Source organism: Marinobacter sp. MMG032, from assembly GCF_040112695.1.
GTDB classification, from domain to species: domain Bacteria; phylum Pseudomonadota; class Gammaproteobacteria; order Pseudomonadales; family Oleiphilaceae; genus Marinobacter; species Marinobacter salsuginis.
The window spans coordinates 1529913-1546099 of sequence record NZ_CP157802.1; the positions used below are offsets into that span (position 1 = coordinate 1529913).

At 56.8% G+C, this 16187-nt stretch carries 13 protein-coding genes; 5 read left to right on the forward strand and 8 right to left on the reverse strand.

The window, feature by feature from the left end; genetic code table 11:
* The first annotated feature begins 47 nt into the window (after positions 1–47).
* From ABNF92_RS07045 to ABNF92_RS07055, 3 genes are read left to right on the forward strand one after another with little or no spacing between them, the layout of a single operon-like run.
* Positions 48–1469, forward strand: coding sequence for a mannose-1-phosphate guanylyltransferase/mannose-6-phosphate isomerase (locus tag ABNF92_RS07045; RefSeq protein WP_349343819.1), 1422 nt, complete (start codon positions 48–50; stop codon positions 1467–1469).
* Positions 1466–2371 (forward strand): lysophospholipid acyltransferase family protein, encoded by a 906-nt coding sequence (locus tag ABNF92_RS07050; RefSeq protein WP_349343820.1) that lies wholly within the window; start codon positions 1466–1468, stop codon positions 2369–2371. The genes ABNF92_RS07045 and ABNF92_RS07050 overlap by 4 nt, the downstream gene beginning before the upstream one ends.
* Positions 2365–4374, forward strand: coding sequence for a glycosyltransferase (locus tag ABNF92_RS07055; protein ID WP_349343821.1), 2010 nt, complete (start codon positions 2365–2367; stop codon positions 4372–4374). The genes ABNF92_RS07050 and ABNF92_RS07055 overlap by 7 nt, the downstream gene beginning before the upstream one ends.
* Here ABNF92_RS07055 and ABNF92_RS07060 read toward each other — a convergent pair.
* From ABNF92_RS07060 to ABNF92_RS07075, 4 genes are read right to left on the reverse strand one after another with little or no spacing between them, the layout of a single operon-like run.
* Positions 4333–5379, reverse strand: coding sequence for a polysialyltransferase family glycosyltransferase (locus ABNF92_RS07060; RefSeq protein ID WP_349343822.1), 1047 nt, complete (start codon positions 5377–5379; stop codon positions 4333–4335). The two genes, ABNF92_RS07055 and ABNF92_RS07060, sit on opposite strands and share 42 nt — an antisense overlap.
* Positions 5380–5413: 34 nt before the next feature.
* The gene (locus ABNF92_RS07065) at positions 5414–6493 is read right to left on the reverse strand and encodes a CDP-glycerol glycerophosphotransferase family protein (protein ID WP_349343823.1); all 1080 of its coding nucleotides are present in this window, start codon (positions 6491–6493) and stop codon (positions 5414–5416) included.
* Positions 6494–7612, reverse strand: coding sequence for a glycosyltransferase family 4 protein (locus ABNF92_RS07070; RefSeq protein ID WP_349343824.1), 1119 nt, complete (start codon positions 7610–7612; stop codon positions 6494–6496).
* Positions 7609–8325: a 3-deoxy-D-manno-octulosonic acid kinase gene (locus ABNF92_RS07075; RefSeq protein WP_153634790.1), complete on the reverse strand. Its 717-nt coding sequence runs from the start codon at positions 8323–8325 to the stop codon at positions 7609–7611. Before ABNF92_RS07075 ends, ABNF92_RS07070 begins: the two co-directional genes overlap by 4 nt.
* A gap of 155 nt (positions 8326–8480) precedes the next feature.
* Between ABNF92_RS07075 and ABNF92_RS07080 the strand changes: the two genes are divergently transcribed.
* Positions 8481–9545: a glycosyltransferase family 9 protein gene (locus tag ABNF92_RS07080; protein ID WP_349343825.1), complete on the forward strand. Its 1065-nt coding sequence runs from the start codon at positions 8481–8483 to the stop codon at positions 9543–9545.
* A gap of 38 nt (positions 9546–9583) precedes the next feature.
* Here ABNF92_RS07080 and ABNF92_RS07085 read toward each other — a convergent pair whose 3' ends face one another.
* From ABNF92_RS07085 to glnE, 3 genes are all read right to left on the reverse strand, one after another.
* Positions 9584–9991, reverse strand: coding sequence for a DUF6165 family protein (locus tag ABNF92_RS07085; RefSeq protein ID WP_305967115.1), 408 nt, complete (start codon positions 9989–9991; stop codon positions 9584–9586).
* An 88-nt stretch (positions 9992–10079) separates the two neighbouring features.
* The gene (locus tag ABNF92_RS07090; protein ID WP_291909304.1) at positions 10080–11006 is read right to left on the reverse strand and encodes a branched-chain amino acid transaminase; all 927 of its coding nucleotides are present in this window, start codon (positions 11004–11006) and stop codon (positions 10080–10082) included.
* 77 nt (positions 11007–11083) lie between these two features.
* Positions 11084–13990 carry a bifunctional [glutamate--ammonia ligase]-adenylyl-L-tyrosine phosphorylase/[glutamate--ammonia-ligase] adenylyltransferase gene (glnE, locus tag ABNF92_RS07095; protein ID WP_349343826.1) on the reverse strand — a complete coding sequence of 969 codons (2907 nt, stop codon included), beginning with the start codon at positions 13988–13990 and terminating at the stop codon, positions 11084–11086.
* Positions 13991–14070: 80 nt separating this feature from the next.
* On the opposite strand from glnE, the gene ABNF92_RS07100 reads away from it, so the two are divergent.
* A complete protein-coding gene (locus ABNF92_RS07100; RefSeq protein WP_291909300.1) occupies positions 14071–15249 on the forward strand; it encodes a potassium channel family protein in 1179 nt (392 codons plus the stop codon).
* Positions 15250–15276: 27 nt separating this feature from the next.
* Here the strand turns inward: ABNF92_RS07100 and ABNF92_RS07105 are convergent, their stop codons facing one another.
* A complete protein-coding gene (locus ABNF92_RS07105; protein WP_349343827.1) occupies positions 15277–16140 on the reverse strand; it encodes a CYTH domain-containing protein in 864 nt (287 codons plus the stop codon).
* Positions 16141–16187 lie beyond the last annotated feature (47 nt).

Genomic DNA, 16187 nt, shown 5'->3' on the forward strand with positions numbered 1-16187 from the left:
TTTGATGTTTTTCTTGGCATTCTTTAACTCAAGCCCGGAGTGTGCAGATGATTCACCCCGTCATTATGGCTGGCGGTACCGGCTCGCGCCTTTGGCCAATGTCGCGCCAGCTGAATCCGAAACAGTTCCTGAAACTGACCAACGGCCCCCTGTCGATGCTGCAGGCCACCGTTGCGCGGCTTGAGGGCATGGATGCAGCAAACCCTCTTCTGATTTGCAACGAGGAACACCGGTTCCTGGCTGCTGAACAAATGCGGCAATCCGGCCACGAAGAGACGCGGATCATTCTGGAGCCCTGTGGCCGGAACACGGCGCCGGCCATTGCATTGGCAGCACTGCAGCTGACCGAGGCCGCGGAGAACAACGCCGAAGATCCACTCATGCTGGTCCTGGCAGCCGACCACCTGATCAAGGACGTGACCGCCTTTCAGGAAGGGGTGAAGAAAGCCATTCCGCTGGCGCGGGAAGGAAAACTGGTCACCTTCGGCATTGTCCCGAACCATCCGGAAACCGGCTACGGCTATATCCACCGGGGCGCCGAATTGGGCCCTGACAGCTACCTGGTGGACAAATTTGTCGAAAAGCCGGACCAGGCGACCGCCAATGGCTACCTCGATTCCGGCGAGTACCTCTGGAACAGCGGGATGTTCCTGTTCGGTGCCCGCCAGTACCTTGAGGAACTGGAAACCCATCGCCCGGATATCCTGGCCGCATGCCGTGCTGCCATCGCAGATACCGCCGATGACCTTCACTTCACCCGGATCAATGCCGAGCGCTTCGCGGAATGCCCGTCGGACTCGGTGGACTACGCTGTCATGGAGAAGACGAACAAGGCCGCGGTGGTATCACTGGATGCCGGCTGGAGCGATATTGGCTCCTGGTCCGCGCTCTGGGAAGTCAGTGACAAGGATGCCGACGGCAACAGCCTCAACGGCGACGTAATTACCCACAACACCGCGAACACGCTGGTCCGTGCCGATAGCCGTCTGGTGGCAACGGTTGGCGTGGACAATCTGGTAGTTATCGAAACCAAGGATGCCCTGCTGGTTGCCCACAAAGACAGTGTCCAGGACGTCAAAACCGTAGTGGAACGAATCAAAACCGATGGCCGCCATGAACACATGAACCATCGGGAAGTCTACCGGCCCTGGGGTGTTTACGATTCCATCGACAACGGCGCCCGCTATCAGGTCAAACGCATCACGGTAAAACCCGGCGCCAAGCTCTCCGTGCAGATGCATCATCATCGCGCCGAGCACTGGATCGTGGTCAGTGGCACCGCCCGGGTCACCAACGGTGAGAAAACCTATCTGGTCACCGAAAACCAGTCCACCTACATTCCGGTTGGCCAGGTGCATTCGCTGGAGAATCCGGGGGTCATCGATCTGGAACTGATCGAAGTCCAGTCGGGTTCCTACCTTGGTGAGGATGACATCGTCCGCTACGAGGATCGGTACGGCCGCAAATGAGCAAGCTCAAATATTTCGTCATTGCCGGGCTGCTCAGGATTGCCGGCTGGTTATCTCTTGCCGGCGCCCAGCGGGTGGGTCGGTTCGTGGGTTATCTGGTATGGCGACTGCCCACCAAGTCGCGTCAGGTCACCGATATTAACCTGTCCATCTGCCTCCCAGAGCTTTCAGACACCGAGCGGGCGGCTATGTCGAAAAATTCGCTGGCCCAGACCGGCATGACCATGCTCGAGGTCCCTTTGATGTGGGAGTGGCCAGTGGAGAAATGCCTTGGCCTGATCCGTGAAACCGAGGGGCTTGAACTGATCGAGGAGGCCATGGCTGGAGACAAGGGCCTGATTCTCCTTGCGCCGCACCTCGGCAACTGGGAACTGGCGGGTTTGTTTTTCTCATCCCGTTACAAAATGGCAGCCCTTTATAGCCCCCCGAATATGCCCGAGTTCGAAGATTACATGATCAAGGTCCGCGGACGCCTTGGCTCGGAACTGGTCAGGGGCGACCGTCGGGGTCTGGCCCGGCTCGCCTCAATTCTGCGGGAAGGCGGTGTCGCAGGGATCCTGCCGGATCAGTCACCCCGGGGCAAAGGCAATGCCTTCGCGCCTTTCTTCGGCATGGAAGTGAAAACCATGACGCTGGTGTCCAAGCTGATCCAGCGTACCGGCGCCAACGTGCTGATCACCTACGCCGAGCGCCTGCCCGATGCCTCCGGGTTCCGGATTGTCGTTCGGGAGACTGGCCCGGGCCTCGGCGACAAAGACCCTGTTGCCGCAACCACAGCCATGAATCACGCCATCGAGCAATGCGTGCGGGAAATCCCGGAGCAATATCAGTGGGAATACAAACGCATGCGCCATCGACCACCCGGCGAAATCAATCCCTATAACCCGGATCGCGTATGTTGAACCCGACACTGGCCCTCCATGCACTGCTGATCATCGGGCTTGGCGGCGCGCTCCTGTCGTCGAGCATCCTGGCCGGCGCCACTCTGTTGCTCGCCATTGCCGGAATGGTGCTCAGTGCCAGGAAATCTCTTTACAAAACCGGTTGGGACAAGCCCAAAGAGCTCAGGTTGCTGCACTTTTCCTTCTGGTTCTTCGTACTGGTGAGCTTTCTGTCCTGGGCCCTGGAAGGCTTTGACTACGAGGGTGGAAAAACGTTTGGAACGCACGCCCGGTTTATCCTGTTCTGGCCTGTGATCATTGCCATCAGCTATGCGAGGGTCGGCGCACGCACGACGTTTGCGGCCATTGGACTGGTTTCCGTGTCTGTCATCGGGATATTTCTCGTGACCATCGCTGCCCGCCAGGGTGCCCTTGGTCAGGTGATGAACTCCCGTTTTGGTGGCGGAATTAACCCCATCAGCTTTGGAAATCTTGCCCTCCTGGGGGGGATGTTAACCATCGTTGGCGCCATGTTTTTTGTCCGCGAAAAACGGCTGGGCCTGGCGATACTGTTTTTTATCGGTGGAACGACTGCCGTCCTGATTTCGATGCTGTCGGAGACCCGCAGCAACCTGATTGCCTTACCATTTCTTCTGGTTGCGCTAGTACCACTACTCAGCAAAAGGCTTCGCGCTGCCGGACTGGTCGTTGTGCCAGTTCTCGTCACCGGCGCCATTATCACCAGCGACCGCATGTCAAATTCGCTCAATGGCTTGATCCATGACGGCCACCTGGATTCAGGAATGGAAATTCGTCTGGAGGTCTGGGAACAGGCACTGAACATGCTTGGAGAAAGCCCCTGGTCCGGGGCAGGTCTGGGGGGGTATTCCCACCGCATTGAGGCAGAAGTCGCGGCTGGCAATCTGCCAGAGCGCTTCCTCGACTGTTGCACCGGGCACGCTCACAACGACCTGCTCAATAATGCTGCCACCAGCGGTATTCCGGGCATTCTCAGCTGGGCCCTGCTGATTTTCATTCCTTTGGCCATTTTTGCCCGTAACCTGACTAGCAGACACTCAGCCACAGCCCACCTTGCGGCGGCTGGTTGCATGGTCTCCATCGGCTACTTCCTGTTCGGGCTTACAGAAGCCACGTTCAATCGAACCCTGTTCCTGACCTTCTACCTGCTTGCGATCGCTTCCATCGCCTCGGCCATGTTCACAGAATTAAGCGCCTCATACGTTCGAAACAGGGCCCGCAAGGTTTCAGCGACCATAATCACGAAAAACGAAGAAGACCATATTACCGACTGCCTGAAATCCGCAAGGCTGGTTGCCGACGAAATTATTGTTCTGGACAGCGGCAGTACTGACCGGACGGTGGAGCTGGCCAGAGAGTTGGCCGATGTGGTTGAAGTGACTGACTGGCCGGGCTTTGGCATCCAGAAACAGCGCGCTCTTGAGAAAGCGACCGGAGAGTGGGTGCTGTCACTGGATGCCGATGAGCGTGTCACACCGGAGCTGGCTCGGGAGATCAACGATCACCTCGCAGATCCTGACGCGGACGCCTACAAGCTTCCCTGGGCGGTAACGATTTACGGCAGCCGTCTGGATTTCGGCCGTAGCGGTCGAGCCCCGCTCCGGCTGTTCCGCAGGGAAGGCGTCAGCTTTTCAGACGCTCTGGTACATGAGCGGATACTGATTCCATCGGGGCGCAAGATCAAGACTCTCAGAGGCCGCCTGACGCACTACACACACCGGGATTTCGGCCATTCGCTGGAGAAAAGCGCGAAATATGCGTGGCTCGGCTCTCTGGAGAAGCATCGTAAAGGCAAGAAAACCCGAACCATGATCTACCCTACTTTGCGGGGCCTCATGACGTTTGTGCAGGTGTACTTTATTCGGTTCGGTTTTCTGGATGGCGCTGTGGGTTATCTGACGGCCGTGACCTATGCGCAGGTAACCTTCAACAAGTATGCGGGGTTATGGACTCTGGAACGGCCGGCCCGCTTTGAAGACTCGTGATCCCCGGAGGAGCGTCGTTTCCACACCGATGCTCCTGAACATACACCGTATTTCCTCGTAATAGGGAAGCCGTGCGCCCAGTGCGGCGTCATCAATCTGGAACACCCGGATCTCCGGAAAAATCTTTTTCAGGGTAAACAGAGCGGTTGAAGCAAAGCTGTAGAACGCCAGATACGTTTCTCCGGACAGGGCTACCTCCACCTCTATCGGACGACCGGCCTGCCGTATCTCGAGCGGAAATTCCGCCAGCAAGGCCTCCAACTCTTCCCGGCTTTCCTTTCGGTGCATAAAGTACACGACGCGGCTATCAGGATGACGTTCCACCACATGCTGAATCTGCAGTTTCAGTTGCGCAAGCCGATCCTCACCACCAAAAGGCTGGCCAAGGAACCCCACCATGGGCGTCTGGCTGCTGTCACGGGCTGATGTTTTAAAGGTTCTACGAAAGACCGGGAAATCGTGAACCTGCACCTGAACAAGCCCGGAGCTCGGTAACGGAAAGAAGGTAAAGAAGGCGATCACATCCGGAACAACGCGGTGAATCCGGATACCCATGGTTCTGAGGAGCCGTTTCTTGGCCGGTGAGATCCGGGAGGCGATCCCCTCATCATGAATGGCATGGTAGTAGGTTACTGTCGCCAGGCCATCATCCACAAAAATCAGCTGCTCGCTGTCGAATCCCCGATAGAACACTTCGTGGATCCAGCTGGATTTGTTCCCGATGAACAACCTTTCGATTTTGCGTCGCGAAAGACCCTTGGCGACCGCCCCCAGACGCAGATAAAACGAACTTTTCTTAAGATAGATGGTTTCGATGCCCTGCCAGCCCAGGGCCTCGGCGAGAAAAGCCATTTGCCCCTCGGTCTCCCGGTTATCAGGCCTGGCAATGACAAGAAGCGTGGTTTCAGCGCTGCAGCCATAATGGTAGCGAGCCTCGGAGCAACTGATCAGTTGGAGGGGCGTGCTCGCAACAAAGACGTTAATAGGACTGGCGGCGCAGTTCAAATCACTCGTTTCCCGGTTTGGACCTTCGAAGAATCTATCCTGAGCTTTCCGGTGCCATGCGTGCAAGTTCCTTGCGCAAACGGCGTCTGACTTTCAGTTTGCGCAACAAATTCATCGGCTTGCGTTTCAATTCGCCTCGCTTGTTGATCAGGAAATCCTCAACCGCATCCAGTACCCGTCCGCTGGAGCGACCATCCCTGAAGCTGTGCAACTGGTCGCAAAGGGCTCGTGTTTCTTGCATCAGGGTGTCGGGATACTGCACTGCTTCTTCCAGGGCTGACTCGACGTCCTCAACTTCGTGGACGTCGATCAGATAGGGGCCCGGCATTTTCGTCCTGAAGGTAACCACCGGGCGATCCAGGAACATGAATTCGAACATGATGGACGAGGTATCGCACAGCATCACATCTGCCTGCGGAAGCAGGGGTAACAGATCCTCATCGCTTTCGACAAAACGGAGGTTATCGCCGCTCAGCTCGCGATACTGATCCACTACCGCAGGATCCATCTTTGGGTGCAGGGTTACAATGAACTTCCACCGACCATTCCGGGACAGTTCGCCGATTTTCTCCACCAGATCCGGAGCGGACGTAACGGAGCGGCTGAACGTGGAGGCGAAAAATACGACAGGCAGCTCATTTTCCGAGCGCTTTCTCTTCCCCTCACCAGGCTGCGATAGCAGAGGATCCAGCTTTGGCCAGCCAGTGTGGGCAACCCCGAAATGCTGGTATTGGGCCGCCAGCTCACGGAACTTTTCCGTATCTTTCATGGCATGGGTGCAGTAGAGATCAAACCATCCGCGAATGCGATAATGATCACTTTCGTCCTCGCTGCTATGGCCGCGCTTGTTGCGAGCCATGCCATGGAATACCTCGACCTTGATCCCCGGGAAGAAATAGGGCACCCAGTCCCCGGGGACAAAGGTAGCATCGGCGTTGTATTCCATAACCTCTTTTACGCTGCCAAGACGACGCTCATCGGATCGAAGCGGCGCCGTTGAGCAACCCGCGACAAACCAGGCCGCTTCGTCACCCCGGCGCAGTATCTCTTCCTGCAGCGGTCGCAGAATCGAATAGGAATAGGGTTGATTGACAAAAAACAGATACCGCCGCATTCAAGCCCTGCCCGTGAGTGTTTTGTATAGCTCACCCGTCTCGCTGACGGTCTGTGAGGTGTGAAAATTCTGGGCGATCCTTTGCCGCGCAGCCTGCCCAAGCTTGGCCGACAGCTCTCTGTCGCGGTAAAGCCGCTCGATAGCTGCCGACAGCTCGGTGGCATTTTTCGGTGGAACCACAATACCGCTGACACCGTCTTCCACCAGTTCCGGCATGCCGCCGACACTGGTCACCACCGGCGTCACACCATAGACCATGGCCTCAATAACGGCCCGGGGCAGCCCTTCTCTTTCTTTGGAGGGAAGCACAAAGACGTCACTGGCGGCGGCGATGGCCGGGGCATCGGTGCGGTAGCCTGTAAAGTGGATCCGCTCGGGGTGAGAGGTGGCAGCGGCCTGCGCCTGAATCTCTTCGTTATCAATGACGTCTCCGACCAGCAGCAAATTTACGTTCACATCCGCAGGCAGCTTGTCGACTGCTTCTATCAGGTCATCGAAGCCTTTTCGTGGGGTATTCCGTCCGGTGCAGCACACCACGAAGGCACCTTCGGGAACACCAAACTGGGTGAGATCGGCCTTGGGCGACTGATACCAGTCCAGATCGTGCCCCTTGTAGATTCTTTGAAGCTTGCGCTCAGGGATGTGCATCCACAAAAGCCGGAGGCTCGCCAGATAATCCTTGATGGCATCGGCGACACAGACAATCTTGCTGACGCGTGGGTGCAAGAAGGTAATCCAGGACTCCGGATTGAGAAAGCTGATATTACCGATCACACCGCGATAGGCGACGATCTTGATATCGGTGCCCCGGGAAGCCCGTAATCCGCAGGCCAGGGCCCGGGGATTATAGGCATGAATGACCTCGTAATTTTTCTTGGCCAGTTGTTGGCGGATGGCCTCGGTGCCTCCTTTGTCGAAGCGACTCTTCAGGGCCATGGGACTGGCAACCATGCCCTCGTCGACAAGACGCTGATAATTCCTGCCCTTGGGGTTACACATGACGTCGAGGTCAAATCCGGCTTTTCTGAGTCCGATAAAAAGTTCAGTTTCCGGACGATCGCAGGCATCCGTAAGGCATAGTATTGACGGAAGCGATCCGCCCTGTCGTGGATTGGTCAAGCGGCCATTCCCCTGTTATATCCGTTCATGAAATAACTCCAGACCTTCGCCCGGGTGTGTTCTCCGGCGACTTTCACCAGTGACCGCGAGAAGCGATCAAGATTCGCCTCTTTCCAGCGGGCTGGCGCACTGTCTGCAGTAAGTCGGCTCTTGTCGAAATCAATCAGAAAGTATTCGTCGCCCCGAACCAGTACATTGAAGCAGTTAAGGTCAGCATGCATGACACCCGCGTCGTGAAATCGACGAATCGTTTCTCCGATGGACTCCCAGGCATCACCGTCCAGTTCGGCAATAAGATCAGCTAATGGTGAAGTGTTCTCCAGTCGCTCAATGATGATGGCGGCCCGGTATTGAATCGGTGACAGTTTCCGATACCAGGCTGCCACCGGACGGGGTACGGGAAGCCCCTTGCTGAGCATTGCATTCAGCAGGCGGAATTCAGCAAAGGATCGCACATCGGCCTCACGAGTGAACGCATAGGCATATCGGGCAAATTTCGCCACCAAACCACCCCTGCGATATTCGCGAAGCACCAGCTTGTCTTCTCCGGCCTGCAAGAACCAGGCGCCGCCGCGACCGCCGCTACTCACCGGCCTCGCCTGATCGCCCCAGGTGGCGGCATTGAACCAGTCCTGGGTAACCCTGCCCTCATAATCGGGATGAATCAGCATTGCCGAAGCCCTTTCCCGAATACAGATTTCAGACTCCACCATGCTGGGTCCCCGGCCACCGAAACAGAAAGAACACACCTTACGCGCTCACGCCAGGACGGACACGCGCGAGTGCGTTAGAATGGCGGCCAGTTTACCAATGATTGCCGACTAAGCTCCACAGCCCCAGGCCACAACCTGAACCGGATCAATATCTGATGAACTCCATCTGCATTCTTCGCCTGTCCGCCATCGGTGACGTAACCCACGTGATACCTGTTGTGCTGAGCCTTCAGGAGCAGCTTCCCGGGGTAAATATCACCTGGGTTATCGGCAAGATCGAAGCCAAGCTGATCGGTGATCTGCCCGGTGTTGAGTTCATTGTTTTCGACAAGAAGGCCGGGCGCAAAGGGTACGCGGAGCTTCGCAGACAGATGCAGGGGCGCAAATTCGACGCACTGCTGCATATGCAGGTAGCATTCAGAGCCAACCTCGCTGCCGCGTGCATTCCCGCCCGCACCAGAATTGGTTATGACAAGGCCCGCAGCAAGGATCTTCACAGTCTGTTTATAAACCGCCGAATCAAACCGGCTCCGCAACAGCATGTTCGCGACTGCCTGGCCAGCTTCCTGGAGCCTTTGGGGCTAGACCCGGCACCACCGCGCTGGCAGATTCCCTTGAGTGAATCAGACCACCAGTTTGCTAGCGATCAACTGGCGCCTGATCGCAGAAACCTTGTGATCAGCCCCTGTGCCAGCCACACCCTGCGTAACTGGCCTGCCGAGCGTTACGCGCAGCTGGCCGATCACGCAGTTCAAAAGCACGGTATGAAGGTGATCCTGGTCGGAAGCCCTGCCCCGTTCGAGGCCGAGTATTGCGCTGCCATTGAAGCCGCGATGAAGGAGAAAGCCCACAACATCTGCGGCAAGGACACCCTCAAACAGCTCACAGCGCTGATGACTCACGCCGACCTGGTGGTGGCCCCCGATACCGGACCGGCACATATCGCCAGTGCAGTGGGTACCGATGTGCTTGGGTTGTTTGCCGCCAGCAATCCGTACCGGTCAGGCCCCTACAATTCTCTTGAGTGGTGTGTGAACCGGTATCCAGAAGCACTTGAAAAGTTCACTGGTAAAACGGTGGAACAGGCTCGATGGGGGGCCAAAGCAGAGTTCGAGGGGGCAATGGAACTGATTACGGTGGCGGATGCAACGGAGATGCTGGATCGGTGGGTTGAAGCACACGTAACGCCCGATCCAGAAACGGGGCCCGAGTCTACCTGACGCGGGCGCCGTTTTTGAGCGCTAATCTGCCCCGGGCTTCACTTACGGGCGGTGTAGTCCTGGTAGGACTTCTCTTCCACGAAACGTGATCCCAGGGCCAGGTTGACCTCTTTCTTTATGGCAGCACGCTTGTCGTTGGTGACGTACACTGCGCGGGCCAGTTCAATAAATTTCGGGCCAAAATCCTGGGCGGCCTCCTGATCACGAATGTCGTCTTCAATCACCCACAGCTCTTCGTTCACCGCCTTCAGCTGCTTGCGAAGACCGGCAATTTCCGCCGCCTTGTCCTTTACCGCCTCGTCCCAGGTGGCGCTCAGTTCGTCCAGTTCGAGACGAACGTTCTTGACCTTCGCTTCATCCTTGATGCGCTCGGATTTGATTTCGAGGATGGTGATTTTGTCCAGCACCTCGCCGAAAGACACCGGTACCTTGATAACGTCTGCCATGTGCTCGTCCCGCCAGTAAACAGGGTGTGTTAAATAACAAAGCCGCCGGGCTGAAACAGTCAACGGCGGCTTGCGACTTTTTCTGGAATCAGCCTTTTACGTGAGTCAGCCAGCCACTGTGCTCAGCCAGCTTGCCCTTGACCGCATCAAAGTACATGCCCTGCAGCTTCTCGGTCACCGGGCCACGTTTGCCGGCGCCGATCACTCGGCCATCCAGCTCGCGGATCGGCAATACCTCGGCCGCGGTGCCCGTAAAGAAGGCTTCGTCTGCGATATAGACCTCATCACGGGTGATCCTGCGCTCCTTGACCGGAATGTTCAGCTCGCGGGCGAAGTCCAGGATGGTGGCGCGGGTGATACCTTCCAGGCAAGAGGTGAGCTCCGGCGTGTGCAGCACACCATCACGCATGATAAAGATGTTTTCCCCGGAGCCCTCGGCAACGTAGCCTTCGTTGTCCAGCAGCAGCGCTTCCTCGGCCCCGCCGGAAATGGCCTCATTCAGCGCCAGCATGGAATTGATGTAGTTGCCGTTGGCCTTGGCCTTGCACATGGTGATATTCACATGGTGGCGCGTGTAAGACGATGTGCGCACCTTGATGCCCATTTCTTTTGCTTCCGGGGACATGTAGGAGGGCCAGCTCCAGGCTGCAACCATCACGTGCACTTTCAGGTTATCGGCCCGCAGCCCCATGCCCTCGGAACCCAGAAACGCCATCGGGCGGAGATAGGCTTCATCCAGGTTGTTCTCCCGCACTGCCGCACACTGGGCGGCGTTCAGCTCGTCCTTACTGAACGGCATTTTCATGTTCAGAATGTGAGCCGAACGGAACAGTCGATCAGTATGCTCTTTCAGGCGAAAAATAGCCGGACCGTTCGCGGTATTGTAGGCCCGCACACCTTCAAAACAGCCAAGGCCGTAATGCAGGGTGTGAGTCAGGACGTGCGTCTTGGCTTCCCGCCAGGGAACCATTTCACCATCCAGCCAGATAACGCCATCGCGATCAGCCATCGACATTCTTCATTGCTCCTAAAAAAGCGTTTTTCGGGGGAACCGGCATTCTAGCAGGAAAATCTGCCGGAATTGAATTTGCCTCAAGCATCAATCATCACTTTTTTCCACATGGCGCGGATGTAGTCACGCTCCTCTGTAAAGGCATCGCCTTCCACCTGGCTATTGAGATTCTGAAGCGCCCTCCGATGGATGGTCGAGCGAAGCGCGATGAAGGTTTCCCGGAGCTTCTCGGCATCGTCCACAGCCATCACACCCGCACGGCCGAGCTCTTCCATCTGGCGAATATTGTCGGACCACTGGGTCAGCTCCGGATGCTCGGCACACCAGGCCAGCATCAGATACTGGACCATGAACTCGATATCGACGATACCACCAGTATCGTGCTTGATATGGAACACCTCGGCCTGCCGGTTTTCGGGTGTGGCGAGGCTGGCGCGCATTTTCTCACGCATGTCGACCACCTCTTTGCGAAGCTTTTCACGGTCGCGGGATTGGCAAAGAATATCGTGGCGGATGGATTCAAAGGCTTCGAGAGTTTCACTGCAGCCGGCGACACCCCGGGCGCGTGCCAGCGCCTGATGCTCCCAGGTCCAGGCATCTTCCCGCTGATATTTTTCAAACGCCTGTAATGTGCTTACCAGAAGCCCCGAGTTGCCAGAGGGCCGCAAGCGCATATCAACCTCGTAGAGTTGGCCTGACGGAGTCTGAGTATTGAGGATGTGAACAATCCGTTGACCCAACCGGGTGTAGAAGACCGCGTTATCGATGGGCTTTTCGCCATCGGTCGCCAGCTCCGGATCAGCCTGATGCACAAATACCAGATCAAGGTCGGAGGTGTAGCCAAGCTCAATCCCACCCAACTTGCCATAACCAATGATGGCGAAATCGGTCTCACAGGCAGAACCATCTTTCCTTCTTGGATAGCCATGGCGGCTGACCAGATTGGCGAAGGCCACGTCCACGACGTGGTCCAGAACAACCTCTGCGATCCAGGTCAGATAATCACTGACCTTCATCAACGGCAACGTGCCTTTTAGCTCCGATGCCGCCACCCGCAAAATGTGGGCCTTCTTGAAATGCCGCAGCGACTCCATCTGCTCTTCCAGATCCTCAAACGGAATCCGCAGCATCTGCTGGCGCAGATCATCCTGCAACTCTGCCTTTGCAGGCGGACTGTAAAGGCTCTCGGCGTTAAGGAGTTCATCCAGCAACAGCGGCGTTTCTGCCAGCTGCCGGGCGATCCAGGGGCTCTCACTGCACAACCGGACCAACTGGGTACAGGCGCCCGGGTTCTCAATCAGCAACACCATATAGGCGGTTCGACGGAGGATGGCCTCGACCAGCTGCAACACCCTCGACAGGGTTTCAGAGGGGTTATCGACCTGGGTAAGCGCCTCAAGCAGCATAGGCATAAACTGATTGAGCCGTCTTCTCCCCTGGGTTTGAAGGTTCTGTACGGTCCGGTTGTCGCGTAGTTCCGCCAGTTCCGCCAACGTATTCTCGGGGGCTTCATAGCCACGGGATTTCAGCCAGTCAGCGGCTGCGCCCTCTTCCATTTCAGCGAGCCAGAGTTCGAACCAGCCTTCTTCAAGCGACTTCTCACCGTCATCCTCTTCATCCTCGGTGGCGATGATATTGGCAAAATGGGTGGCCACGCGTGCCCTGTGCTCGGTGAGACTTTGCTCACACGCCTGCCAGGTCTCGAACCCCATGATTGTGGCAACCCGTGCCCTGGACAGCTCATCCTCCGGCAGAAGTTGGGTCTGCTTGTCTTCCATACCCTGAAGCGCATGCTCCAGGTTCCTCAGGAACACATAGGCTTCGCGCAGCTCACGCACCACCGATGAAGGCAACAGCTCCAATTCCTCGAGTTCCTTCAGGATGACCAGCAGTTCCCGCTGCTGAAGCTCCCGATCCCGCCCACCACGAATGAGCTGGAATGCCTGTACCACAAACTCAATTTCGCGGATACCGCCGCTACCAAGCTTGATGTTATTTTCGAGTCCCTTTCGGCGCACCTCCCGACCGATCATGGCTTTCATGCTACGGAGGGACTCGAAGGCGCTGAAATCGATGTACTTGCGATAGACAAAAGGACGCAGGCTCTCCATCAGAACCTGGCCGGCCCTCTGGTCGCCAGCCACCACACGGGCCTTGACCATGGCATAGCGCTCCCAGTCACGGCCCTGGTCCTGGTAATAGGTCTCCAGTGCCGCGAAACTCAGAGCCAGGGCACCGCTCTGGCCATAGGGCCGAAGCCGCATGTCCACACGGAAGACAAAGCCGTCCGCCGTTATCTGATCCAGTGCCTGGATCAGTCGCTGCCCCAACCGCACAAAAAACTGCTGATTATCCAGCGAGCGACGCCCGCCAACAGTCTCCCCCTTGCTTGGAAAGGCGAAAATGAGGTCGATATCCGAGGAGACGTTCAACTCCCGACCACCCAGCTTGCCCATGCCAAGGACCACCATTTTCTGGTCTGCTTCCTTGCCGGTCACCGGATCAGCCCCGCGAGGTGTGCCATATTGCTCGCAAGCGTCGCTGTATAGCCAGCTGAGAGCGCCATCAATACAAATATCGGCGAAGGCACTGGTCGCTGCCATGGTTTCTGCCAGATCCGCCCAGCGCATCAGATCCCGCCAGATAATTCGGAACTGGGACTCCATGCGGAACTGCCTGAGGGCCGAATGCAGCTCCGATTCGCTGTCGACCTCGGAGAGATAATCCTGCCAACGATCTTGCAGATAGTCAGGGGTGGTCGGCTCCGCCAGCGAACGGGAAACCACCAGGGCCTGAATCTGCCCGGCATGGCGCTCCAGGGTCTGGCGCAGGAACAGGCTGCGGGAAATTGCCGTAGCTACCACTGCGTCATCCATGCCTTCCGATGAGGTTAACCAGGCCGGAATTCCATCCGGAAACACCGATTTCCAGCACCCTGCGACATCATCCGCCAGCGGTCTCGGAAGGCTGTGCCACGGCTCGGACATAATGCAAACCCCTGTCTCTCTGTTATATTTCCGGTACTGTATAACGAACTTCCCCGCAACTGAACAGGCCGCCGACACGGATGCAACGAAACCGCCGCCCACTGAATCCGGAACATCAGGAAACCCATCTGCCCATGGGCGGCCTGATTCGGAGCCGGATGAAGCGCCTGTTCGCAATACTGGGCGTGCTGCTTTCGGTACAGGTTCTGATCATCTGGGCAGCCGAAGACCTTTCATTATTTGAAGCTGCCTGGCTGACAATGACCACACTGGTCACCGTTGGCTATGGCGACTATGCGCCCCAGACCATGATCGGTCGGTTCAGCACCATTGTGCTGATGTTTATTACCTCAATTACATTGCTAACACTGATCGTCAGCGACTATATCGAGTACCGGTTCTATCGACGGGAACGGATTCTCACAGGAAGGTGGATCTATAAAATGAATGACCACATCATTATTGTTAACACGCCCCAGCACGGGGGCGAGCAGTATTTCATGAGGTTTGCTTCCCAGATTCGGGAAATCCCGGGCTATGAAACCATTCCTATCATGATACTGACTCGCCAGTTTCCGATGGGACTGCCCACAGAACTTTCCGACATCGGAGTCGTGCACCATCACGGTGCAGGGTTCGACCCCGAGGCGCTAAAAGCAGTTCACGCCGGCAGTGCCAGACATATCATCGTGCTCGCGGCAGACGAAGCCGATCCCTATTCAGATAGCCTGACTTTCGACATCGCTCATCGATTGACAGAGCTGAATCTCGGCAGTCACACCATTGTCGAATGCGTCAACGACCAGAACCGGGGACGCTTCAAGGCGCTCGGTGTGAGGACCATCATCCGCCCTGTTCGAACTTATCCGGAAATCATGGTGCGTTCAGTGGTTGCCCCCGGCTCGGAAAAGGTTCTGGAGGACCTGTTCAACTACGAGCACGATCATCCCCATCGGTACGAGCTGAAGCTGGACGACCTGAACTGGGCGGACATAGTCAGCGCCCTGGTCCGTCATGGCATAGGGACTGCGCTCGCTTACATTGATGACGACAATGAAGTCATATGTCATCCGCCGACCAACGAGGAAATTGAAGGCAAGGGATTGATTGTGCTTGTTAAGTCCGCTGACACACCAGAGGTGTCAGTAGTGGAGGAAGCCCTGGAGCGATACCGGGTTTTCCTGAAGCAGTGGCGAGCCCACTCCGCCGCGCAGGAAACGGGCGAAGCAGAGCCAGAAAAAAACAAGTCTCCCGACTAGAAACCACCGGACTCCACAATCCGCCAGCTACAGCCCTGAACTAGCCAGCTGCAACTGGAGAACACCCAGCTCTGTAGCGTTTTCGGAAAGACTACGAACCGTCGATCCGCGAGCCAGCTCAGCGACCACATGCTCCCAAAGCTCCCCGCACCCCGCGGCAGCAGCTACATTTGCTACTTTCGAAAGATCCAATTGGTCTGCAGGGAAAGGCTCGTCAAGCAGCCAACAGCTCCCCAACGCCTGAAGGAACTCGGTTACGGTTAGCGGCTCAGTATTGCAAACAATCTCCGGGCGATAGAGGCCCGCAAGAAAATACCCCTGCTCGGCCTTGCTGATAAGATTCAGAAAAACGGGAACTTCTCGGGCCAGCTCAAGTGCCCAAGCGACCAAGTGCCTGCCGTCACCGCTTTTCAGCTCAAACTCCACCTCGTGCAGTGGCCACCTGGCTTCATTGCCAGCCACACTGCCAGAATCGAGGGCGATCTCGATGACACTCTGCCCCTCTTCCAACCAGAGCACGTTACGCTGGAAGTTGGTTTCAAACACTACCCGCAGACTGCCGAGATCCAGATCGGTACTCAGCGGTGTGTCCTCCAGAAACGACAAATCCAGATCCGGGCCGGATACCGGCCACTCCCACTCTTCGCGCCGGTGGGCGCCATCGACAAATTCACCCCGGGTTTTCAGAGTTTGGATGTAGTCATCACCGGCTTTGCGGATTCTCAAAGCTGCTTTGGCGCGATTCAAATCGGCTTTTGGCGTGTCGAAATAGCGATTGACCAGGGATTTGGTTTTTCCAGGTAGAACCTCGGGGCGGGCTGAGAGCCACTGCAAAGCCTGCGCCTGGGCAGCTTCAGATACACTGAGCTTGATTTCCAGTTCGGTTGCCATTTCCACGACCTTTTCTCATGTTCATAAACGCAAAAACCGGCGACCCA